Origin of the sequence: Nostoc sp., assembly GCF_036917435.1 — a bacterium.
In the GTDB taxonomy this organism is placed as follows: Bacteria; Cyanobacteriota; Cyanobacteriia; order Cyanobacteriales; family Nostocaceae; genus Nostoc.
This window is the reverse complement of the sequence record NZ_JBALDM010000040.1, coordinates 82,659-97,169: the sequence shown is the minus strand read 5'-3', so window position 1 is coordinate 97,169 and position 14,511 is coordinate 82,659. Positions and strand designations below refer to the sequence as shown.

The following is a 14,511-nucleotide window of genomic DNA, read 5'->3' as shown; positions in this document are numbered from 1 at the left end:
TTTGTCTCAAATGTTGTCAAAGGTATGTTGGCTATATGTCGCCAAGCTGTACTATTACACACCCCTGATGATAGCTAACTTTAACTAAATTTCATGAAGTATCTATATTTCCAAAGCTTTTAATAATTTCATTTGGATCTTTACCAGTATAAATCAGTACAAATAACTAGAGACTTATTTACGAAGTTTGTTTTAATTGAAAGTAGGCAATCTACTTCAATATCGAATCTTTTTTTAATAATTCTTTGAGTTTCTGAGCTTATTATGTATCAATATCATTAAGCAAAAACTCATTTTCTCTATTTTTCTTTGTAATTTTTTTATAAACTTTGAAATTAGCTTATTTAGTGTCTAAGTAAAGTTTCTGGAAAGGGCATAAATCATAGCTATAATGAATACACTCAAAAAAATTAAACAGACAATCATTTGGAGCGGTTCATTTACCAATTAATAATGGTTGTAGTCTAAATCTTTTTTGTAGTAATTTACCCCTTAAATTTTCGATATCAGAAAGCGGTTAATAGTGAGAATATTAGCGTAAAAATAGGCTAAAAACGATTCGTATTATATCTAGATAGATAAATACGGTTAACTTCACAAAAACGCTGATTTTTAAATAATCTATATCGTCAAGAAGAGGAACAAAATATCTAAAAATTCATCGTATCTTTATGGTTATTTAGTGTAAAAAAATGAAGCAAAATGCAAATATCATTATGGACAGAATTCAAGTAAAACTATACCCAGTTTGAAATAATTTATCTGTGTAAAATTACAGATAATGCTATTAAACTTTAGCAACTAAAATAGCTCTTGATACTCAGAAAAATGAGTCCTTTCCCGTTTTTTCTGACCACAAGATTAACATGGAGAAGCAATCAGCTTAATCGCGGTAAGCCAAAAGCCTTAAGCGTTCAAGCAGATATTAGCTTGTTGATTACAACAATGGGTGTAAATGGATATTTGCTCTGGAGCGATCGCTTATTAGCCTACTTTTAAGTGATTGATCGCTACCTGTATATACCATCCTAAACCGCCTGCAAGCAATCATTTCAGCCTGATAATGATTCTAAAGCTTGATTCTCATCAGCTATACCAGATGTTCTCAACAAGTGAGTTGGATAAATTTGGTTAAGAGGGAAGGTTAAATGCTTTCCATAGAGAATAGCTTTGGAAATCTTGATTGAGTCAATAATAGGTGTCTCAAATTAATTTATAAAATTTTATTGTCAGGCTTTACTGATGCTATTAGTAGGGTTATTATTTTCAAAAGCAACTATGTGCTGTTTTTGCTGTCAAAATAGTAACAAATAAAGTGTAATTTTTTGATTTTTTTGGAAAATTATGAATGCTTTGACAAAACGAGAATTTTTGATACTAATGCTATTACTTGTTTCCTGAGACAAATTCTGATAATCTTATCTTCCCTCTTTAACTTACACTCTTTCGAGAATCTAATATATACAGCAGATAGCATGATAATGACAAATAAAAAATGGGCCGTAAAACGCATAACAGTTAATCTCGCAACACAGGAAGCGGAAAAGCTAGAAAAATATTGCCAACAAACAGGTAGACCTGCAACCGATGTGATTCGCGAACTGATTAGAAGTTTACCTGTCTCCGAGGATGGCAAAGATATAAATAAGTAAGAACATACTTTCACTACTTACTAGATAACTGCTTTGCCACCAAAAAAATAGCTTTGATACTTTTTTGAGTGTGCCGCAATGGACAAAAATTTGTCTAGCTGATACAGACGCGAGAACAACGCGTCTGATCAATTGCCGGGACTAAAAGAAGTAATCAAATAAGTTTTAGTATCGACATTGCCATGCTTTAACATGCTGGTCGAGTTGATATTAAGTAGCAAATTCCGACACCAACCCAGTTACAATCTGTAAAGAAACTGAAAAGGAACGACGGAATGCGTGTTGCAATCGTAGGTGCGGGACTGGCTGGACTAGCAACCGCAGTAGACTTAGCTGATGCTGGTTGTGAAATAGAGATTTTTGAGTCTCGTCCCTTTGTGGGTGGCAAAGTTGGCAGTTGGGTTGATGGAGATGGCAACCATCTAGAAATGGGTTTGCATGTATTTTTCGGGTGCTACTACCAACTATTTGACTTAATGAAGAAAGTGGGCGTGCTAGAAAACTTACGCCTCAAAGAACATAACCACACTTTTATTAATAAAGGTGGGGGCATTGGTGGTTTGGATTTTCGCTTCTTTACAGGTGCGCCTTTCAATGGCTTAAAGGCATTTTTCACGACTTCTCAACTATCGTTGCAGGATAAACTGCAAAATGCGATCGCTTTGGGTACTAGTCCGATAGTTCGCGGATTGGTAGACTTTAATGGGGCGATGAAAACTATTCGCAACTTAGATAAAGTTAGCTTTGCTGATTGGTTTCGCAGTCACGGTGGCAGTAATGGCAGCATTAAGCGCTTATGGAACCCCATCGCCTACGCATTGGGATTTATTGATTGCGAAAATATGTCTGCCCGTTGTATGTTGACGATATTCCAGTTATTTGCAGTTAGAACTGAAGCTTCAGTTTTGCGAATGCTGGAAGGTTCTCCATCTGAATATTTACACAAGCCCATTCTCGAATATTTAGAAGCTAGAGGCACTAAAGTTTACACCCGTCGGCAAGTTCGGGAAATTCAGTTTACAGAGTTAGACGAACAAACCCGCGTCACTGGTATAGTAGTTGCCCAAGGTGATACAGCAGAAACTATCACTGCTGATGCTTACGTTTTTGCCTGTGATGTTCCAGGAATTCAACGCATCCTACCCCAAGAGTGGCGTAAGTGGTCAGAATTTGACAATATTTATAAACTGGATGCAGTGCCAGTAGCCACAGTGCAATTACGCTTCGATGGTTGGGTAACTGAACTGAACGATGGAGAGGAACGTAAACAGCTAAATCATGCGGCTGGAATCGATAATTTGCTGTATACAGCCGATGCTGACTTTTCTTGTTTTGCTGATTTGGCGTTGACTAGCCCTGCTGATTATTATCGCCCAGGACAGGGATCTTTATTACAACTAGTGCTGACACCAGGAGATCCGTTTATTGCTCAAAGCAATGAAGCGATCGCAAATCATGTCCTCAAGCAAGTCCATGAACTGTTTCCCTCGTCACGAGAGTTAAATATGACTTGGTACAGCGTGGTAAAACTTGCTCAGTCTCTCTATCGAGAAGCACCAGGGATGGATGCGTACCGTCCCAACCAAAAAACACCTGTAGATAATTTCTTCCTTGCAGGTAGTTATACCCAGCAAGACTACATCGACAGCATGGAAGGTGCTACTATTTCTGGACGGCGGGCGGCAAAAGTGATTTTGGAAAGTTTCAAGAAATAACTAACCGCGAAGGACGCAAAGGAAAAAGAGAATGTCAGATTGGTTAGAGCATACTGTGCAGGTAGAAGTAGAGGCTCCAATAGATTTAGTATGGAGTCTCTGGTCTGATTTGGAGCAAATGCCCCGGTGGATGAAATGGATTGATTCTGTAAAAATTCCCCCAGATAATCCAGATATATCTCTTTGGAAACTTCGTGCTGGTGGCGGTCTGGAATTTACCTGGAAATCCCGAATTCTCAAAGTTATCCCAAACCAAATTATCCAATGGGAATCGATTGATGGTTTGCCGAATCAGGGAGCGATTCGCTTTTACGATCGCAATGGTAGTAGCATTGTCAAAATGACTATTTCTTACGCTATTCCCGGCATTATTGGCAAAATTATGGATAACTTATTTTTGGGGCGGGTAGTTGAATCGACGATTCAAGCTGATTTGGAAAGGTTTAAAGAATACGCGCTGAATGTTAAAGGTAATTGATATAAAGATAGGCAGTAGGAAACAAGGTATAAAAGTTTCTTACTGCTGAATTGAAAAATATGGATTTTTTAAGGGTTGGAGGAGGTGCAACCAAGCATTATTATTGGTTGATTGGAGCTTTTTAAAGCTTAAAAATTGGTTTTTGTCAATTACTAGAAGTAGGATCGAATTTTCCTGGATTCATCTTTTTTATAAAATCTACAACTTCAACGAATTCATCTCTGTCTTCTGCTTCCCCAAAAATTCTTAACAAGAAAACAGATTCATTTTTATAATCCGGTGGATAGCTTCCTTTTGGGAAAACATTTTTTTCTATCTTCAGCACTTTTATACGCAACTTCCTTTTTTTATCATTTATATTCCAATTAAGCCAAAAGAATTCATCTTGTGTTAGTCCAGGGTCAAAGTTATATGTTGCCACAGTCCAAAATATAGGCTGCTGATTGACAGTGAGCAGTGAAGTAACCTCAATTAGACAGATAAACATAATACTATATTGTAATCTCCATACATATTATCACTTGCTTAATCGGTTACTTTTTCAAAACCGATATAACTTTCTAATAATTCTAGCTTAATGTCTTCAAAGCCTTTATTTTCCAATAGCTTTATTACCATTTTGTATTTAAGCTTACTCATCTTGTTTCTTTTCCTCTACTTCCTTATCTGACCTTCTGAACTTAGAGGGTTAAAAAACTACCAAGTAGGATCGCTAAACAAATTAATCGTCAATTCCTCGCGTGGTGGTACTGCGGTAATACAAGCGCGGATGATCTCTCCATCCTCTAATTCGACAGTGCAAGCGTGACAAGACCCCATTAGACAACCGGTAGGAATAAATACCCCAGCCCGGTCTGCTACATCTAAAAGGGCTTCTCCCACTTCGGCATCTACTGTGACATCATCTGGTAAAAAACGGACACGAACAACCATTAATAATTCGTATTTAAATTTCCCATCAGAGCCTAGCTTAAGACAAAAATGGAGTTAAGTCTAAATGACTTTCTACTTCAGTGGCTAAAGAATCTAAAATCTGCTCTCGCTGTTCCCGATAGTTAGCAACGCCGGTGGGCAAAGATTTTAAACCGCGCTGTTGACGGAGGCGATTTAACCAAGCGCGTCGCCAAGGGCCATTATCAAAAAGCCCGTGGAGGTAACTTCCCCAGACTGATTGACAACTATCCACTAATCCTAAATTAATATCGTCAAATAGGGCATGGTACGATTGAGGGTCTACACCTTGCTGTTCGATGCGCGATCGCCCTTGGTGGATTTCAAAGCCATTTACTGGCAAACCCTGTTGTGGATAATTTGAGCTAACTTGGCGCTGGCGGGCAATTTTTTGTCCGGTAATTACAGTTCTGATTGGTAACAGATTTAACCCTTGAAATCTACCAGCTTGTCCTTCTATCCCTTCTGGATCGGCAATGATTTGACCGAGCATTTGATAGCCACCGCAGATACCTAAAACTGTTCCACCAGAAGCTGCATAGTGTTGAATAGCCTCTGCCATACCGCTTTTTTGCAGCAGTAGTAAATCAGCAATTGTGGTCTTTGTACCTGGGATAATTACGGCATCAGGATGTCCTAAATCTTGCTTAGGACTGAGATATTTTACTGAAACCGTGCTTTCTGATTCCAGTGGATCAAAGTCGGTGAAATTGGCAATTCTTGGTAAGCGGATAACGGCAATATTCAGGTCAGTTTGGGCTTTACTTGATGACGATTGACGTTCTAGCAGATCAAGGGAGTCTTCCGCCGGAAACACTTCTTGCATGTAAGGTATAACACCGACAACAGGAATACCTGTCCGTTCTTCTAACCATTTTATTCCCGAATCTAGCAGCGATCGCTGTCCTCGAAATTTGTTAATTACCACACCCTTAATTAGGGCGCGTTCATCGGGTTCCAATAACTCTAAGGTTCCGATGACATGGGCAAAAGCACCACCCCTGTCAATATCAACTACTAACATCGTTGGCGCATTCAAATATTTTGCCACCCGCATATTAGTTAAATCGCGGTGCTTGAGGTTAATCTCTGCGGGACTACCGGCACCTTCACAAACCACCATGTCAAATTCTGTTCCTAAATGCTGTAGCGATTCTTCAATTGTCTTCCACCCCAGGTCAAAATATTGCTCGTAGTAATCTGAGGCACTCACCTTACCTACAGACCTACCTTTGATAATTAGTTGAGAAGTCATATCTCCTTGGGGTTTGAGTAAAATTGGGTTCATTTCTACCCAAGGCACGACTCCCGCAGCCCAAGCTTGCACTGCTTGGGCATACCCAATTTCTCCACCATTGGCAGTTACATAAGCATTTAAAGCCATATTTTGACCTTTAAAGGGAGCCACCCGCCAGCCACGCCGCGATAGAATACGACAAATAGCTGTAGTTAAGAGTGATTTCCCTGCATGGGATGTTGTCCCCACGACCATAATTGATTTCATATTTGTTATTAGTTAGTTTTTCAAGATACTAGGGGAATTGGGCATTGGGCATTGGGCATTGGGCATTGGGCATTGGGGTAAGAGAGAAGGGGAGAATGAATTACCTCTTTCTCTGAGAAAGTAAGCGAATTTTACCCAAAACACACAGCGTAAGAGTTACAGCGCTTGCGGCTATTATGCAATACAGTTTTCCTCTTGCCCCTCTGCTATCATAGCTTTCAGCTTTGAGGATGTACCTCATAGCTGCCGTAAGTGCTGTAAGAGGAAAATGAATTACTTCTTTCTCCTTTTTTGCCCCATGCCCCATGCCCCATGCCCCATGCCCCATGCCCAATTCCAAATTCCCAATTCCCACCACATTGTAAAGACTTCATGAATAGATGTGGTGTTTCCGTATATATTATTCCCTTTGATTGCGTAATCCTAACTCTTGGGTTTTTTCTTCTAAAAGGGTATCCGCAACCAACGGATCGCAACATCGAATAAACGATCGCGCCATGAAGGTATCCGCCAATTTTTTCCTTGGTACTGTTCTACCAACTGACGACCCAAAGGAGTGAGTCGAAAACCATCTGTAATCCCCTGTCCATCGACTTCTCGGCGCAATACACCTACTTGAATCAGCCAGCCCAAGGCGTTATCACAGGCTAATTCTGATAAAGGGCGCTTTGTATAGCCCTGCTTAAGTCCATTTTCTGAGGCGATCGCTGTTAATGTCACACTCTGGTGTCCCATGACTTCAAATAAAGATAGATTGAAGGGCGAACACACTAGCGATCGCTCGGCTCTTTCTACTGTATTTTGAGGATAGACAAAAATATTTGGGTTTTGGGAATCAGCAGCCATTGTGTACGGGGAGAAATTTTTCTTCTAAAAAAGATTAATTCAAAAATATATTTTTTTCTACTACATACCCCATTTAACCAAAATTAGTTACCTAAAGTATAGTTATGTTATTTTTTAGCAATTATATTTAATCATTATAAATTAATGTAAAATTTCAAGTGCATCAACAATCTGAAACAGGAAAAGTTAATTATGCCTCTAGCAGTTGGTACGGATGCACCTGCATTTACCACCAAAGATACAAACGGCAACACAGTCTCGTTATCTGATTTTGCCGGTAAGACCGTCGTTTTGTATTTTTACCCCAAAGATGATACGCCAGGCTGCACCAAACAAGCCTGTAGTTTTCGGGATGCCCAATCTCAATATCAAGGTAAAGATGTTGTAATATTGGGAGTCAGTGCTGATGATGAAGTCTCTCATCAGGCATTTACCCAAAAATATAATTTGAATTTTCCCCTACTGGCTGACTCCGATAAATCCCTCATCAAAGCTTTCGATGTGGATGGCGGCGGTTATGCCAAGCGCGTCACTTATGTAATTGACCCCAAGGGTAAAATTACTCATGTTGACAGTGCTGTAAATACTACCACCCATGCTAGCGATATTTTAGCGGCACTTGGGCTGTAGTTTTTTACCACAATAACTAAGGATTTTGAAATAATCTCAACCCCAAGCTCTAATAATCTGTCAAGTTTAAATTGATGGGTAAACAATCTCGTAGTGAGTTAGCGCGATCTTGGGGGTTTCCCCCATGAGCGACTAACTTTCCCGTTGGGTAAGGACTTTAGTCCTTATTTTCTAAGCACTAAAGTACTTACTACAAACCCACAAAACTAGCTGACAAAGTATTAGAGGCTTGGGGTTCTTTGTTTGATTTCAGTTACCTGACGGTAATGGTAGCGTAACCGATGGCTGCGTAACCGATGGTAAAACGGGGGTTACTTGTTGTGGTTGACCTTGTTGAATTCGTTTTTGTTGACTTGCTCTAAAGACTGCTGCGGCTGAGTCTAATTGTTCATTTTTTTGGTTAGAATCCCAGTTAAGAGTCCCGAAATTCGCCCGATGAATCAGATCAAGCATATTGAAATTGTCTGAGTTTGAGCGGGCGAAGGGATCGGTATTTTGGTCTGTTGCACTATTACTAGGAAAAGCATCTGCTGGGCTGCTTACTTGAGCCGAACTTGGTTGAGATATGAGCAAGGAAGCAAAGCTCATACCTGCAACGGTAACTACAAAGAGTCTAGGAATTTGTAAAAATGGTTTTTTCATGGGATTTTGACCCTAAATAAAATTGCTCTATTTTATCTCTTTAAGCAAGAGTTCGCCGCAGTTGGGGTTGAATGCTCAGTAAGGCTACAAGGGAAAAGCCAAACAACACCAACAACGCTCCCCCAAAGGTAACATTGCCCCAAGGAGCCTGCATTACTACGCTACCTAATTCCCAACTTTTATGGAGATACAAATAGCGAATAGGTTCGATGGCATAGCTGAGAGGATTTAGGGTAGCTATAACCTGTAACCACTGAGGCATAAAGGATAAAGGAGCCAAAGCAGTACTAGCAAACAATAATGGCAGGTTGGTGACAAAAATTACTGCAATCAATTCAATGTGTCCCGGTAGGGCAAAAGCTAAACCAAGGGAGATAGCTGTTACACCCAAAGCTAAGAGGAATACAATGAGAGCGATCGCACTTAAACCAGTTACATCGGGTAGCCCAGCGCCCAAGAATGCCGCCGCCGCTACAATCACGGCTGCTTGCAGCAAACTTTGGCTGATGATAAAGATTGCTGAAGCAAAGACAATAGAAAACCGCGATGCTAATGGTGCTACCAGCAAACGATTCAAAAAGCCGAACTCACGATCAAACATTACGGGTAAACCAGCATTCAGCGCCCCAGCAAAGGCTGTAAACACAATAATGCCAGCAGCTAAAAATTGTCCGTAATTTGTTGTTGTATTGCCAAATATACCTTTGGGGGCATTTTGGAACAAAGCACCAAACAGTATCAACCACATGACTGGCTGAATAATTCCGGCAACCAAAGTTGAGGGACGGCGTTGCAGCTGAATAAACAAGCGACGAGTTAAAGCCAAAGTCTCTTGTACTAATTCACCGAAAAAGTTAGGTGCAGGATTAACATCTGCTTGTGGCGATGTTATCGGCTGCCAATTGATATCAGTTTTAGGAGTAACGCTCATAATTTGGGAATTGGGAATTGGGAATTGGGAATTGGGAATTGGGAATTGGGAATTGGGAATTGGGAATTAGGAATTAGGAATTGGGGATTGGGTATTGGGAATTGGGTATTGGTTATTAATTCATCTCCCTCATCTTCACCATGCCCCATGCCCCATGCCCCATGCCCCATTCCCTATCTCATAAGCTGCTTCTTCTCAGCTTTGGGATCGCGAGTGGCAACGGCTGCAAGTTCTGCATCCATTAGGGTGCGTCCTGTAGCGGCGAGGTAAACGTCATCGAGGCTGGGGCGAGATTGGGCAATACCAAATATGGGCAAGCCAGCAGTATTGAGCGCTTGCTGTATATTAATGAGAACATCGTTTTGAGGTGTTACCACTAAGTTTAGGGAATTACCTTGAGCGCTGTTGATGATCACTTCTTGGACAAAAGGCAACGTTTGCAAGAGGTTTTTGGCAATTTCTGCTTCTTCACTGGGGGAAAACTCGCGGATTCGTAAGGTTATGCGATCGCCCCCTACTTGATCTTTTAATTGGGAAGGTGTCCCAGAAGCAATTACCACGCCGCGATCTATAATTGCCACGCGATCGGCTAAAGCGTCAATCTCTTCTAAATAATGGCTGGTAATTACTACTGTCGTCCCAGAGGCGCGTAATTTTCGCAAGAAATCCCATACCACAAAACGGGTTTCTATGTCAAGTCCGACTGTTGGCTCATCCAATACCAGAACATCTGGTGCATGGAGCAATCCAGCAGCTAAGTCTAGGCGCTTGCGTAAACCACCGGAATAGGTTCCTGTCTTTTTATTGGCGTATTCTTGCAAACCAAGTAAATCTAATACCGTCTCAATGCGCTGTTTGGCTACTGTACGTGGAAGGTGATAAAGTGCTGCTTGCAATTGCAGCAGTTCTTTTCCAGTTAGCACCTTATCTATAGCTACTTCCTGAGCAACATAGCCTAGTCGTCGTCTTGCAACCCTGGGATTATCTAACACAGAGATGCCAGATACTTCGATTGTGCCAGCATCCGGTGTGGTTAGCGTACATAAGGCACGCAAGGTTGTAGTTTTCCCAGCACCGTTGGGGCCAAGTAAACCAAAGATTTCTCCCGGTTCTACCTGAAAAGAAACATCCTGAACGGCAACCACGGTGCCGTAACGTTTTTGCAAATTTTGAATGAAAACGGCGGGAGCCATGACAGCTTATCCCCAACTATACAAATCTCAACAAATTCTATCTTTATTGTAGAAGGTAGAGAGCAAGTTGATCTGGGTTTAAAGTTACTTTATCAAGCAAGTCACAATAGGCACGCCGGGAGCAAGAGAGCGAAAAGAATCTTGCCCCTTTGCTTCTTATTGACAAGATTGGTAATTGAGCAGAACTAAAAGATTAGCATTCCTAAATTCCAGTTAAAATCATCCACTGCTTTATTTACTAGGGCGGATATATCCTTCTGCTTCCAATTTTTTTAAGGCTCTTTGGGCTGCTGCTATTCCATATCTTTTCCCAACATCATAAGATTCCTGAGAGATTTGAGGAATAACGGTAATTGTTTTTTTTCCTACAGGTGTTTGATAAAATGCAATAAGTTGTTTAATTTCTTCATTAGTAAAGTATTTTTTATAAATAGGAAGAATCTGATCTACAAGTTCATCTGATTTGATTTCAGCAGCAAAACTTTCCCAAACTTTCAGAGGTACTTCTGAGTAATTGGACTTGAGTTCATTTATTAAGTTAGTGATTATCTGTTGAGAAAGATTTTTCACACCAGTTAACTCAAACAATTTCTTGATATTATTGTTTTTTTCGATTTCTTGAGTGTTACTATTTGGTGCAATAGTATTCGTTGGAGTTTGAGCAAAAGCCGCTATATTATAGGTTGTTGTCAGGGAAAGTACAACTGATAGGAACCAAAGATTTATCTTCATTGATTTAAATTTATTCTTAATAGAGGATAATTCAGGTAAATTTTACAAAGGGGTAAACATTGTGAGAAATGTCTTAAAGTTATCATATAAGTTATTGTTTGACTACCTTGATTTTGCGTAAATTAATGTCAGTAGAACCACTGATAAATCCTCCCATCATCTGAATTTGTTGCAGATATTCAAGTACGGGTTGTGTGATGATTTCTCCTGGCATTAAGACAGGAATTCCTGGGGGATAGGGACAGATGATTTCAGCACAGATGCGATCGTGTAGCGACTCGGAACGAGTATCGCTTGTTTGTGCTAAAGGCAATGTTTCACTGACGGCAAAAAAGGCTTCACGGGGAGAAAAATGTAAAGCATAACCCTGTGTACTTAAAAGATTTTGCCCATTAAGATTTGTCAGATTAAAGTTGGTGCGGTGATATTCTTTGGCAAGAGTGGTAAAACCTTGCACTAATTGCTCAATATCGGCTGCGGTGTTGCCCAAACTAATGATAAAGGTGAGGTGTTGCAGTGATGCGAATTCAGCAGTGACAGCAAATTTTTCATCTAGAATTTCCTCTGCTTCAAATCCGGTTAAGCCTAAACCCGAAACAGTTACTGTTAATCGCGTTTCGTCTAAAGCGAGAAAGCCGGGAGATTTCCCCAACTCTATAGAGAGTAAAGATAATCCAGGAATTTGGCTTATTTTTGTTCTTGCTTCATTAGCAAGTTGCAATGTACGAGACATCAGCATTTTTCCTTGGAGTGCCATTTGCTGACGGGCTGCATCTAAAGAAGCTAAAAGTAGATAGCTAGGACTAGTGGATTGTACTAGTTGCAAAGCTTTACTGATGCGATCGCAATCTATCCTGTCACCTTGGATATGCAGCATCGATGCCTGTGTCATTGCACCAAGTACTTTGTGGATGGATTGTACAGTTAAATCAGCACCTGCGGCTAAAGCTGGAGTGGGTAATTCTGGATGAAAGGCAAAGTGTGCCCCGTGTGCCTCATCTACAAGTAAAGGGATATTGTATTGATGGGTAATATTGGCGATCGCACTCAAATCTCCGCAAACACCGTAATATGTTGGGTAAACTGTTAAAACTGCTTTCGCATCGGGATGTTCTTGTAGTGCAGATTGTACGGCATTGGGCGTGATACTGTGGGCGATATCTAAAACTGGATCGTATTCAGGATTGAGAAAAATTGGGATTGCACCAGAGAGAATTAAACCTGCGATCGCAGAAGAATGCACATTGCGAGGCAAAATGATTTTATCACCTGTGCCACAGGTAGCGAGAATCGCTGCTTCAATTCCACAGGTAGAACCGTTGACAAGAAACCATGTTTGCAAAGCACCAAAAGCTGCTGCTGCTAGTTGTTGCGCTTCTTGAATAACACCTTGGGGTGCAAACAAATTATCTAAATCTGCTAATTCGGTTAAATCAGCGCGAAAGACAGTTTTGCCAAATAAATCAGCTAAAGGTTGAGAAATTCCCTCACCTTGTTTATGTCCTGGGGTGTAAAAAGGTGCATGAGGTCTTGTTGAATTTGCTTTTAAGGCCTCTAATAGAGGTGTTTCATTTTGATTGAGCATTTTTGGAGAAACGAACCGTTAATGATAAAATTTAAAATCTGTTTGTTAAATGAAAAAAGTTAAACTTTTAGATACTATTGCTACACTCAAGCCTATTCCTATTGAGAGATTACAACTAGTGGAAGAAGATTATACTTCTATCAAAAGTTTACCTAGTGGACAAGTTGGAACAATTGTAGAAGTGTATGAGCAAGAAGAAGAATATCATTATTTAGTTGAGTTTGCTGATACCGAAGGCTGTGCTTATGCAATGGCGACTTTGAGAGCAGATGAAATCTTAGTTTTACATTATGATTTGGCAATTGCCTAAATTTGTATCGAATTACGAATTATTCACATGAGGCCGTATCATCAAATCCCAATTTTCGAGTGTAGTGAACCGCTAATGGCGATTCCTTTAGAATTGTTTGCGGTGGAATCTCCCCACCCTTATGAAAAATTAGGTGCTACTTATGGCGAACACTCACCTTATTATCTCCGTCAAAGCATTATTGAAAGTTTGATCCAAGCCCAAAATTACCTTAATTTGCTGCATCCCAACTGGCATATCCAAATTTTTGATGCTTATCGCCCGATCGCAGTCCAGCAGTTTATGGTAGATTACAGCTTCGCTCAAGCAGTGCAAGACAGGGGATTAACTGACGTGGAGTTATCACCGAATCTTCGCCAAGAGATTTGGGAAGCAGTTTATGCAATTTGGGCTGCACCAAGTTTGGATGAAAAAACTCCCCCTCCTCACAGTACGGGTGCGGCGGTGGATGTGACGCTGGTAGATGATAGTGGGCAAATAGTAAACATGGGTTCGCCCATTGATGAAATGTCAGAGCGATCGCTTCCCGATTATTATGCCAATAATGACCATCCAGAAGCACAACAGTATCATGCTCACCGTCAGCTATTGCAAGATGTAATGTTAAAAGCCGGCTTTCAACGCAATCCTAGAGAGTGGTGGCATTTTTCTGTTGGCGATCAAATGTGGGCTTGGCTGAATAATCAATCGAATCCAGCCAATCCTGTCACAGCACGTTATGGACGTATTGAAGCATCTGAAGAATTCAGTTCCTTTAACTCGTCGGTAGTGTAAGTACCAATGGGAGTCCAAACTAGATAGGGAAGAAGTAACAGCGCGGCCATTAGGCATCTTGAGGATTGAGACTTATCATCTGCCAAGTGGTGTAAGTACCGATAGGACTCCAGAGTAAATAAGGAACTAGTAGCAATGCTGCCCAACCAGAAAAACCTAAAACTGCAAGTATTAATAAAGCACAAATGATAAAACCTGCGCCACCAAGAATTGTGCCTATTTTTAGACTGCGAAGCCTAAACATTACGGGCGTATAGGCAATAGTCACAATTTCTAAAAGCAAGTATAAACCCATGATTAACCAGGTTGAGGTGCTTCCTGGGTCTTTCTCCCAGACAATATAAGCCGACCAAGCACCGCAAATAAATATTACAGTCCAGATAATTGGAATCGCACCCTCAAAAGTTAACCATCTCGGTCTTTGTAAGCGCTTGAACCATTGGCGATCGCTAGGCGTAATCACGTTAGCGGCTAAAGCAACCAAGAAAGCTACGCCCCCAATCACCATCCAAGATTTAATCATGCCCGTTAGTCCTTTACGGAGTGTCAAAAGCGCTATCTATTGCTT

Annotated in this window: 20 protein-coding genes; 7 read left to right on the top strand and 13 right to left on the bottom strand. The window is 40.6% G+C overall.

Annotation, left to right across the window (positions count from 1 at the left end; all coding sequences use genetic code 11):
• Positions 1 to 828 precede the first annotated feature (828 nt).
• The 4 genes from V7K98_RS19475 (at position 829) to V7K98_RS19460 (ending at position 3,845) form a co-directional block, all read left to right on the top strand.
• A complete protein-coding gene (locus V7K98_RS19475) occupies positions 829 to 999 on the top strand; it encodes a hypothetical protein (protein ID WP_335024718.1) in 171 nt (56 codons plus the stop codon).
• A gap of 476 nt (positions 1,000 to 1,475) precedes the next feature.
• The gene (locus V7K98_RS19470) at positions 1,476 to 1,652 is read left to right on the top strand and encodes a CopG family transcriptional regulator (protein WP_322641006.1); all 177 of its coding nucleotides are present in this window, start codon (positions 1,476 to 1,478) and stop codon (positions 1,650 to 1,652) included.
• 275 nt (positions 1,653 to 1,927) lie between these two features.
• Positions 1,928 to 3,367 (top strand): 9,9'-di-cis-zeta-carotene desaturase, encoded by a 1,440-nt coding sequence (gene zds, locus V7K98_RS19465; RefSeq protein WP_335024716.1) that lies wholly within the window; start codon positions 1,928 to 1,930, stop codon positions 3,365 to 3,367.
• A gap of 31 nt (positions 3,368 to 3,398) precedes the next feature.
• Positions 3,399 to 3,845, top strand: coding sequence for an SRPBCC family protein (locus tag V7K98_RS19460; protein WP_335024714.1), 447 nt, complete (start codon positions 3,399 to 3,401; stop codon positions 3,843 to 3,845).
• A gap of 145 nt (positions 3,846 to 3,990) precedes the next feature.
• Here V7K98_RS19460 and V7K98_RS19455 read toward each other — a convergent pair whose 3' ends face one another.
• The 6 genes from V7K98_RS19455 to V7K98_RS19430 all read right to left on the bottom strand — a co-directional run bounded on the left by V7K98_RS19455 (position 3,991) and on the right by V7K98_RS19430 (position 7,146).
• Positions 3,991 to 4,266 carry a hypothetical protein gene (locus V7K98_RS19455; RefSeq protein ID WP_335024712.1) on the bottom strand — a complete coding sequence of 92 codons (276 nt, stop codon included), beginning with the start codon at positions 4,264 to 4,266 and terminating at the stop codon, positions 3,991 to 3,993.
• A gap of 275 nt (positions 4,267 to 4,541) precedes the next feature.
• Positions 4,542 to 4,778 carry a 2Fe-2S iron-sulfur cluster-binding protein gene (locus V7K98_RS19450; RefSeq protein ID WP_334827311.1) on the bottom strand — a complete coding sequence of 79 codons (237 nt, stop codon included), beginning with the start codon at positions 4,776 to 4,778 and terminating at the stop codon, positions 4,542 to 4,544.
• 37 nt (positions 4,779 to 4,815) lie between these two features.
• Entirely contained in the window at positions 4,816 to 6,300 is a 1,485-nt protein-coding gene (cobQ, locus tag V7K98_RS19445) for a cobyric acid synthase CobQ (protein ID WP_335024709.1), read from the bottom strand.
• A 12-nt stretch (positions 6,301 to 6,312) separates the two neighbouring features.
• On the bottom strand, positions 6,313 to 6,444 hold the full coding sequence (locus tag V7K98_RS19440; protein ID WP_335024707.1) for a hypothetical protein: 132 nt from the start codon (positions 6,442 to 6,444) through the stop codon (positions 6,313 to 6,315).
• A gap of 74 nt (positions 6,445 to 6,518) precedes the next feature.
• The gene (locus V7K98_RS19435) at positions 6,519 to 6,674 is read right to left on the bottom strand and encodes a hypothetical protein (RefSeq protein ID WP_335024705.1); all 156 of its coding nucleotides are present in this window, start codon (positions 6,672 to 6,674) and stop codon (positions 6,519 to 6,521) included.
• Positions 6,675 to 6,744: 70 nt separating this feature from the next.
• Complete coding sequence (locus V7K98_RS19430; protein WP_335024703.1) at positions 6,745 to 7,146, bottom strand: Npun_F0494 family protein; 402 nt, start codon at positions 7,144 to 7,146, stop codon at positions 6,745 to 6,747.
• A gap of 192 nt (positions 7,147 to 7,338) precedes the next feature.
• Between V7K98_RS19430 and V7K98_RS19425 the strand changes: the two genes are divergently transcribed.
• Complete coding sequence (locus V7K98_RS19425) at positions 7,339 to 7,776, top strand: peroxiredoxin (RefSeq protein WP_335024701.1); 438 nt, start codon at positions 7,339 to 7,341, stop codon at positions 7,774 to 7,776.
• A 249-nt stretch (positions 7,777 to 8,025) separates the two neighbouring features.
• Here the strand turns inward: V7K98_RS19425 and V7K98_RS19420 are convergent, their stop codons facing one another.
• The 6 genes from V7K98_RS19420 to V7K98_RS19395 form a co-directional block, all read right to left on the bottom strand.
• A complete protein-coding gene (locus tag V7K98_RS19420) occupies positions 8,026 to 8,418 on the bottom strand; it encodes a hypothetical protein (RefSeq protein WP_335024699.1) in 393 nt (130 codons plus the stop codon).
• Between the two features lie 40 nt (positions 8,419 to 8,458).
• Positions 8,459 to 9,349: an ABC transporter permease gene (locus V7K98_RS19415; RefSeq protein ID WP_335024697.1), complete on the bottom strand. Its 891-nt coding sequence runs from the start codon at positions 9,347 to 9,349 to the stop codon at positions 8,459 to 8,461.
• A complete protein-coding gene (locus V7K98_RS19410; RefSeq protein ID WP_335024695.1) occupies positions 9,346 to 9,519 on the bottom strand; it encodes a hypothetical protein in 174 nt (57 codons plus the stop codon). The genes V7K98_RS19415 and V7K98_RS19410 overlap by 4 nt, the downstream gene beginning before the upstream one ends.
• Positions 9,520 to 9,522: 3 nt before the next feature.
• Positions 9,523 to 10,542, bottom strand: coding sequence for an ABC transporter ATP-binding protein (locus V7K98_RS19405; RefSeq protein ID WP_335024693.1), 1,020 nt, complete (start codon positions 10,540 to 10,542; stop codon positions 9,523 to 9,525).
• Between the two features lie 231 nt (positions 10,543 to 10,773).
• Positions 10,774 to 11,274: a DUF2059 domain-containing protein gene (locus V7K98_RS19400; protein WP_335024691.1), complete on the bottom strand. Its 501-nt coding sequence runs from the start codon at positions 11,272 to 11,274 to the stop codon at positions 10,774 to 10,776.
• Positions 11,275 to 11,365: 91 nt separating this feature from the next.
• A complete protein-coding gene (locus V7K98_RS19395) occupies positions 11,366 to 12,859 on the bottom strand; it encodes an aminotransferase class I/II-fold pyridoxal phosphate-dependent enzyme (protein ID WP_335024689.1) in 1,494 nt (497 codons plus the stop codon).
• A 49-nt stretch (positions 12,860 to 12,908) separates the two neighbouring features.
• Here V7K98_RS19395 and V7K98_RS19390 point away from each other — a divergent pair, with 49 nt between their 5' ends.
• Entirely contained in the window at positions 12,909 to 13,169 is a 261-nt protein-coding gene (locus V7K98_RS19390; RefSeq protein WP_335024687.1) for a DUF4926 domain-containing protein, read from the top strand.
• A gap of 27 nt (positions 13,170 to 13,196) precedes the next feature.
• Positions 13,197 to 13,943: a M15 family metallopeptidase gene (locus V7K98_RS19385; protein ID WP_335024685.1), complete on the top strand. Its 747-nt coding sequence runs from the start codon at positions 13,197 to 13,199 to the stop codon at positions 13,941 to 13,943.
• A 49-nt stretch (positions 13,944 to 13,992) separates the two neighbouring features.
• Here the strand turns inward: V7K98_RS19385 and V7K98_RS19375 are convergent, their stop codons facing one another.
• The gene (locus tag V7K98_RS19375; protein WP_335024683.1) at positions 13,993 to 14,466 is read right to left on the bottom strand and encodes a TspO/MBR family protein; all 474 of its coding nucleotides are present in this window, start codon (positions 14,464 to 14,466) and stop codon (positions 13,993 to 13,995) included.
• Between the last annotated feature and the right edge of the window lie 45 nt (positions 14,467 to 14,511).

Coding starts and splice junctions, on each gene's coding strand:
- V7K98_RS19400 (WP_335024691.1), bottom strand. CDS start 11,274: ATGAAGATAAATCTTTGGTTCCTATCAGTTGTACTTTCCCTGACAACA.
- V7K98_RS19410 (WP_335024695.1), bottom strand. CDS start 9,519: ATGGGGCATGGGGCATGGGGCATGGGGCATGGTGAAGATGAGGGAGAT.
- V7K98_RS19470 (WP_322641006.1), top strand. CDS start 1,476: ATGATAATGACAAATAAAAAATGGGCCGTAAAACGCATAACAGTTAAT.
- V7K98_RS19475 (WP_335024718.1), top strand. CDS start 829: ATGAGTCCTTTCCCGTTTTTTCTGACCACAAGATTAACATGGAGAAGC.
- V7K98_RS19375 (WP_335024683.1), bottom strand. CDS start 14,466: ATGATTAAATCTTGGATGGTGATTGGGGGCGTAGCTTTCTTGGTTGCT.
- zds (WP_335024716.1), top strand. CDS start 1,928: ATGCGTGTTGCAATCGTAGGTGCGGGACTGGCTGGACTAGCAACCGCA.
- cobQ (WP_335024709.1), bottom strand. CDS start 6,300: ATGAAATCAATTATGGTCGTGGGGACAACATCCCATGCAGGGAAATCA.
- V7K98_RS19425 (WP_335024701.1), top strand. CDS start 7,339: ATGCCTCTAGCAGTTGGTACGGATGCACCTGCATTTACCACCAAAGAT.
- V7K98_RS19395 (WP_335024689.1), bottom strand. CDS start 12,859: ATGCTCAATCAAAATGAAACACCTCTATTAGAGGCCTTAAAAGCAAAT.
- V7K98_RS19420 (WP_335024699.1), bottom strand. CDS start 8,418: ATGAAAAAACCATTTTTACAAATTCCTAGACTCTTTGTAGTTACCGTT.
- V7K98_RS19460 (WP_335024714.1), top strand. CDS start 3,399: ATGTCAGATTGGTTAGAGCATACTGTGCAGGTAGAAGTAGAGGCTCCA.
- V7K98_RS19430 (WP_335024703.1), bottom strand. CDS start 7,146: ATGGCTGCTGATTCCCAAAACCCAAATATTTTTGTCTATCCTCAAAAT.
- V7K98_RS19405 (WP_335024693.1), bottom strand. CDS start 10,542: ATGGCTCCCGCCGTTTTCATTCAAAATTTGCAAAAACGTTACGGCACC.
- V7K98_RS19390 (WP_335024687.1), top strand. CDS start 12,909: ATGAAAAAAGTTAAACTTTTAGATACTATTGCTACACTCAAGCCTATT.
- V7K98_RS19435 (WP_335024705.1), bottom strand. CDS start 6,674: ATGAAGTCTTTACAATGTGGTGGGAATTGGGAATTTGGAATTGGGCAT.
- V7K98_RS19415 (WP_335024697.1), bottom strand. CDS start 9,349: ATGAGCGTTACTCCTAAAACTGATATCAATTGGCAGCCGATAACATCG.
- V7K98_RS19450 (WP_334827311.1), bottom strand. CDS start 4,778: ATGGTTGTTCGTGTCCGTTTTTTACCAGATGATGTCACAGTAGATGCC.
- V7K98_RS19385 (WP_335024685.1), top strand. CDS start 13,197: ATGAGGCCGTATCATCAAATCCCAATTTTCGAGTGTAGTGAACCGCTA.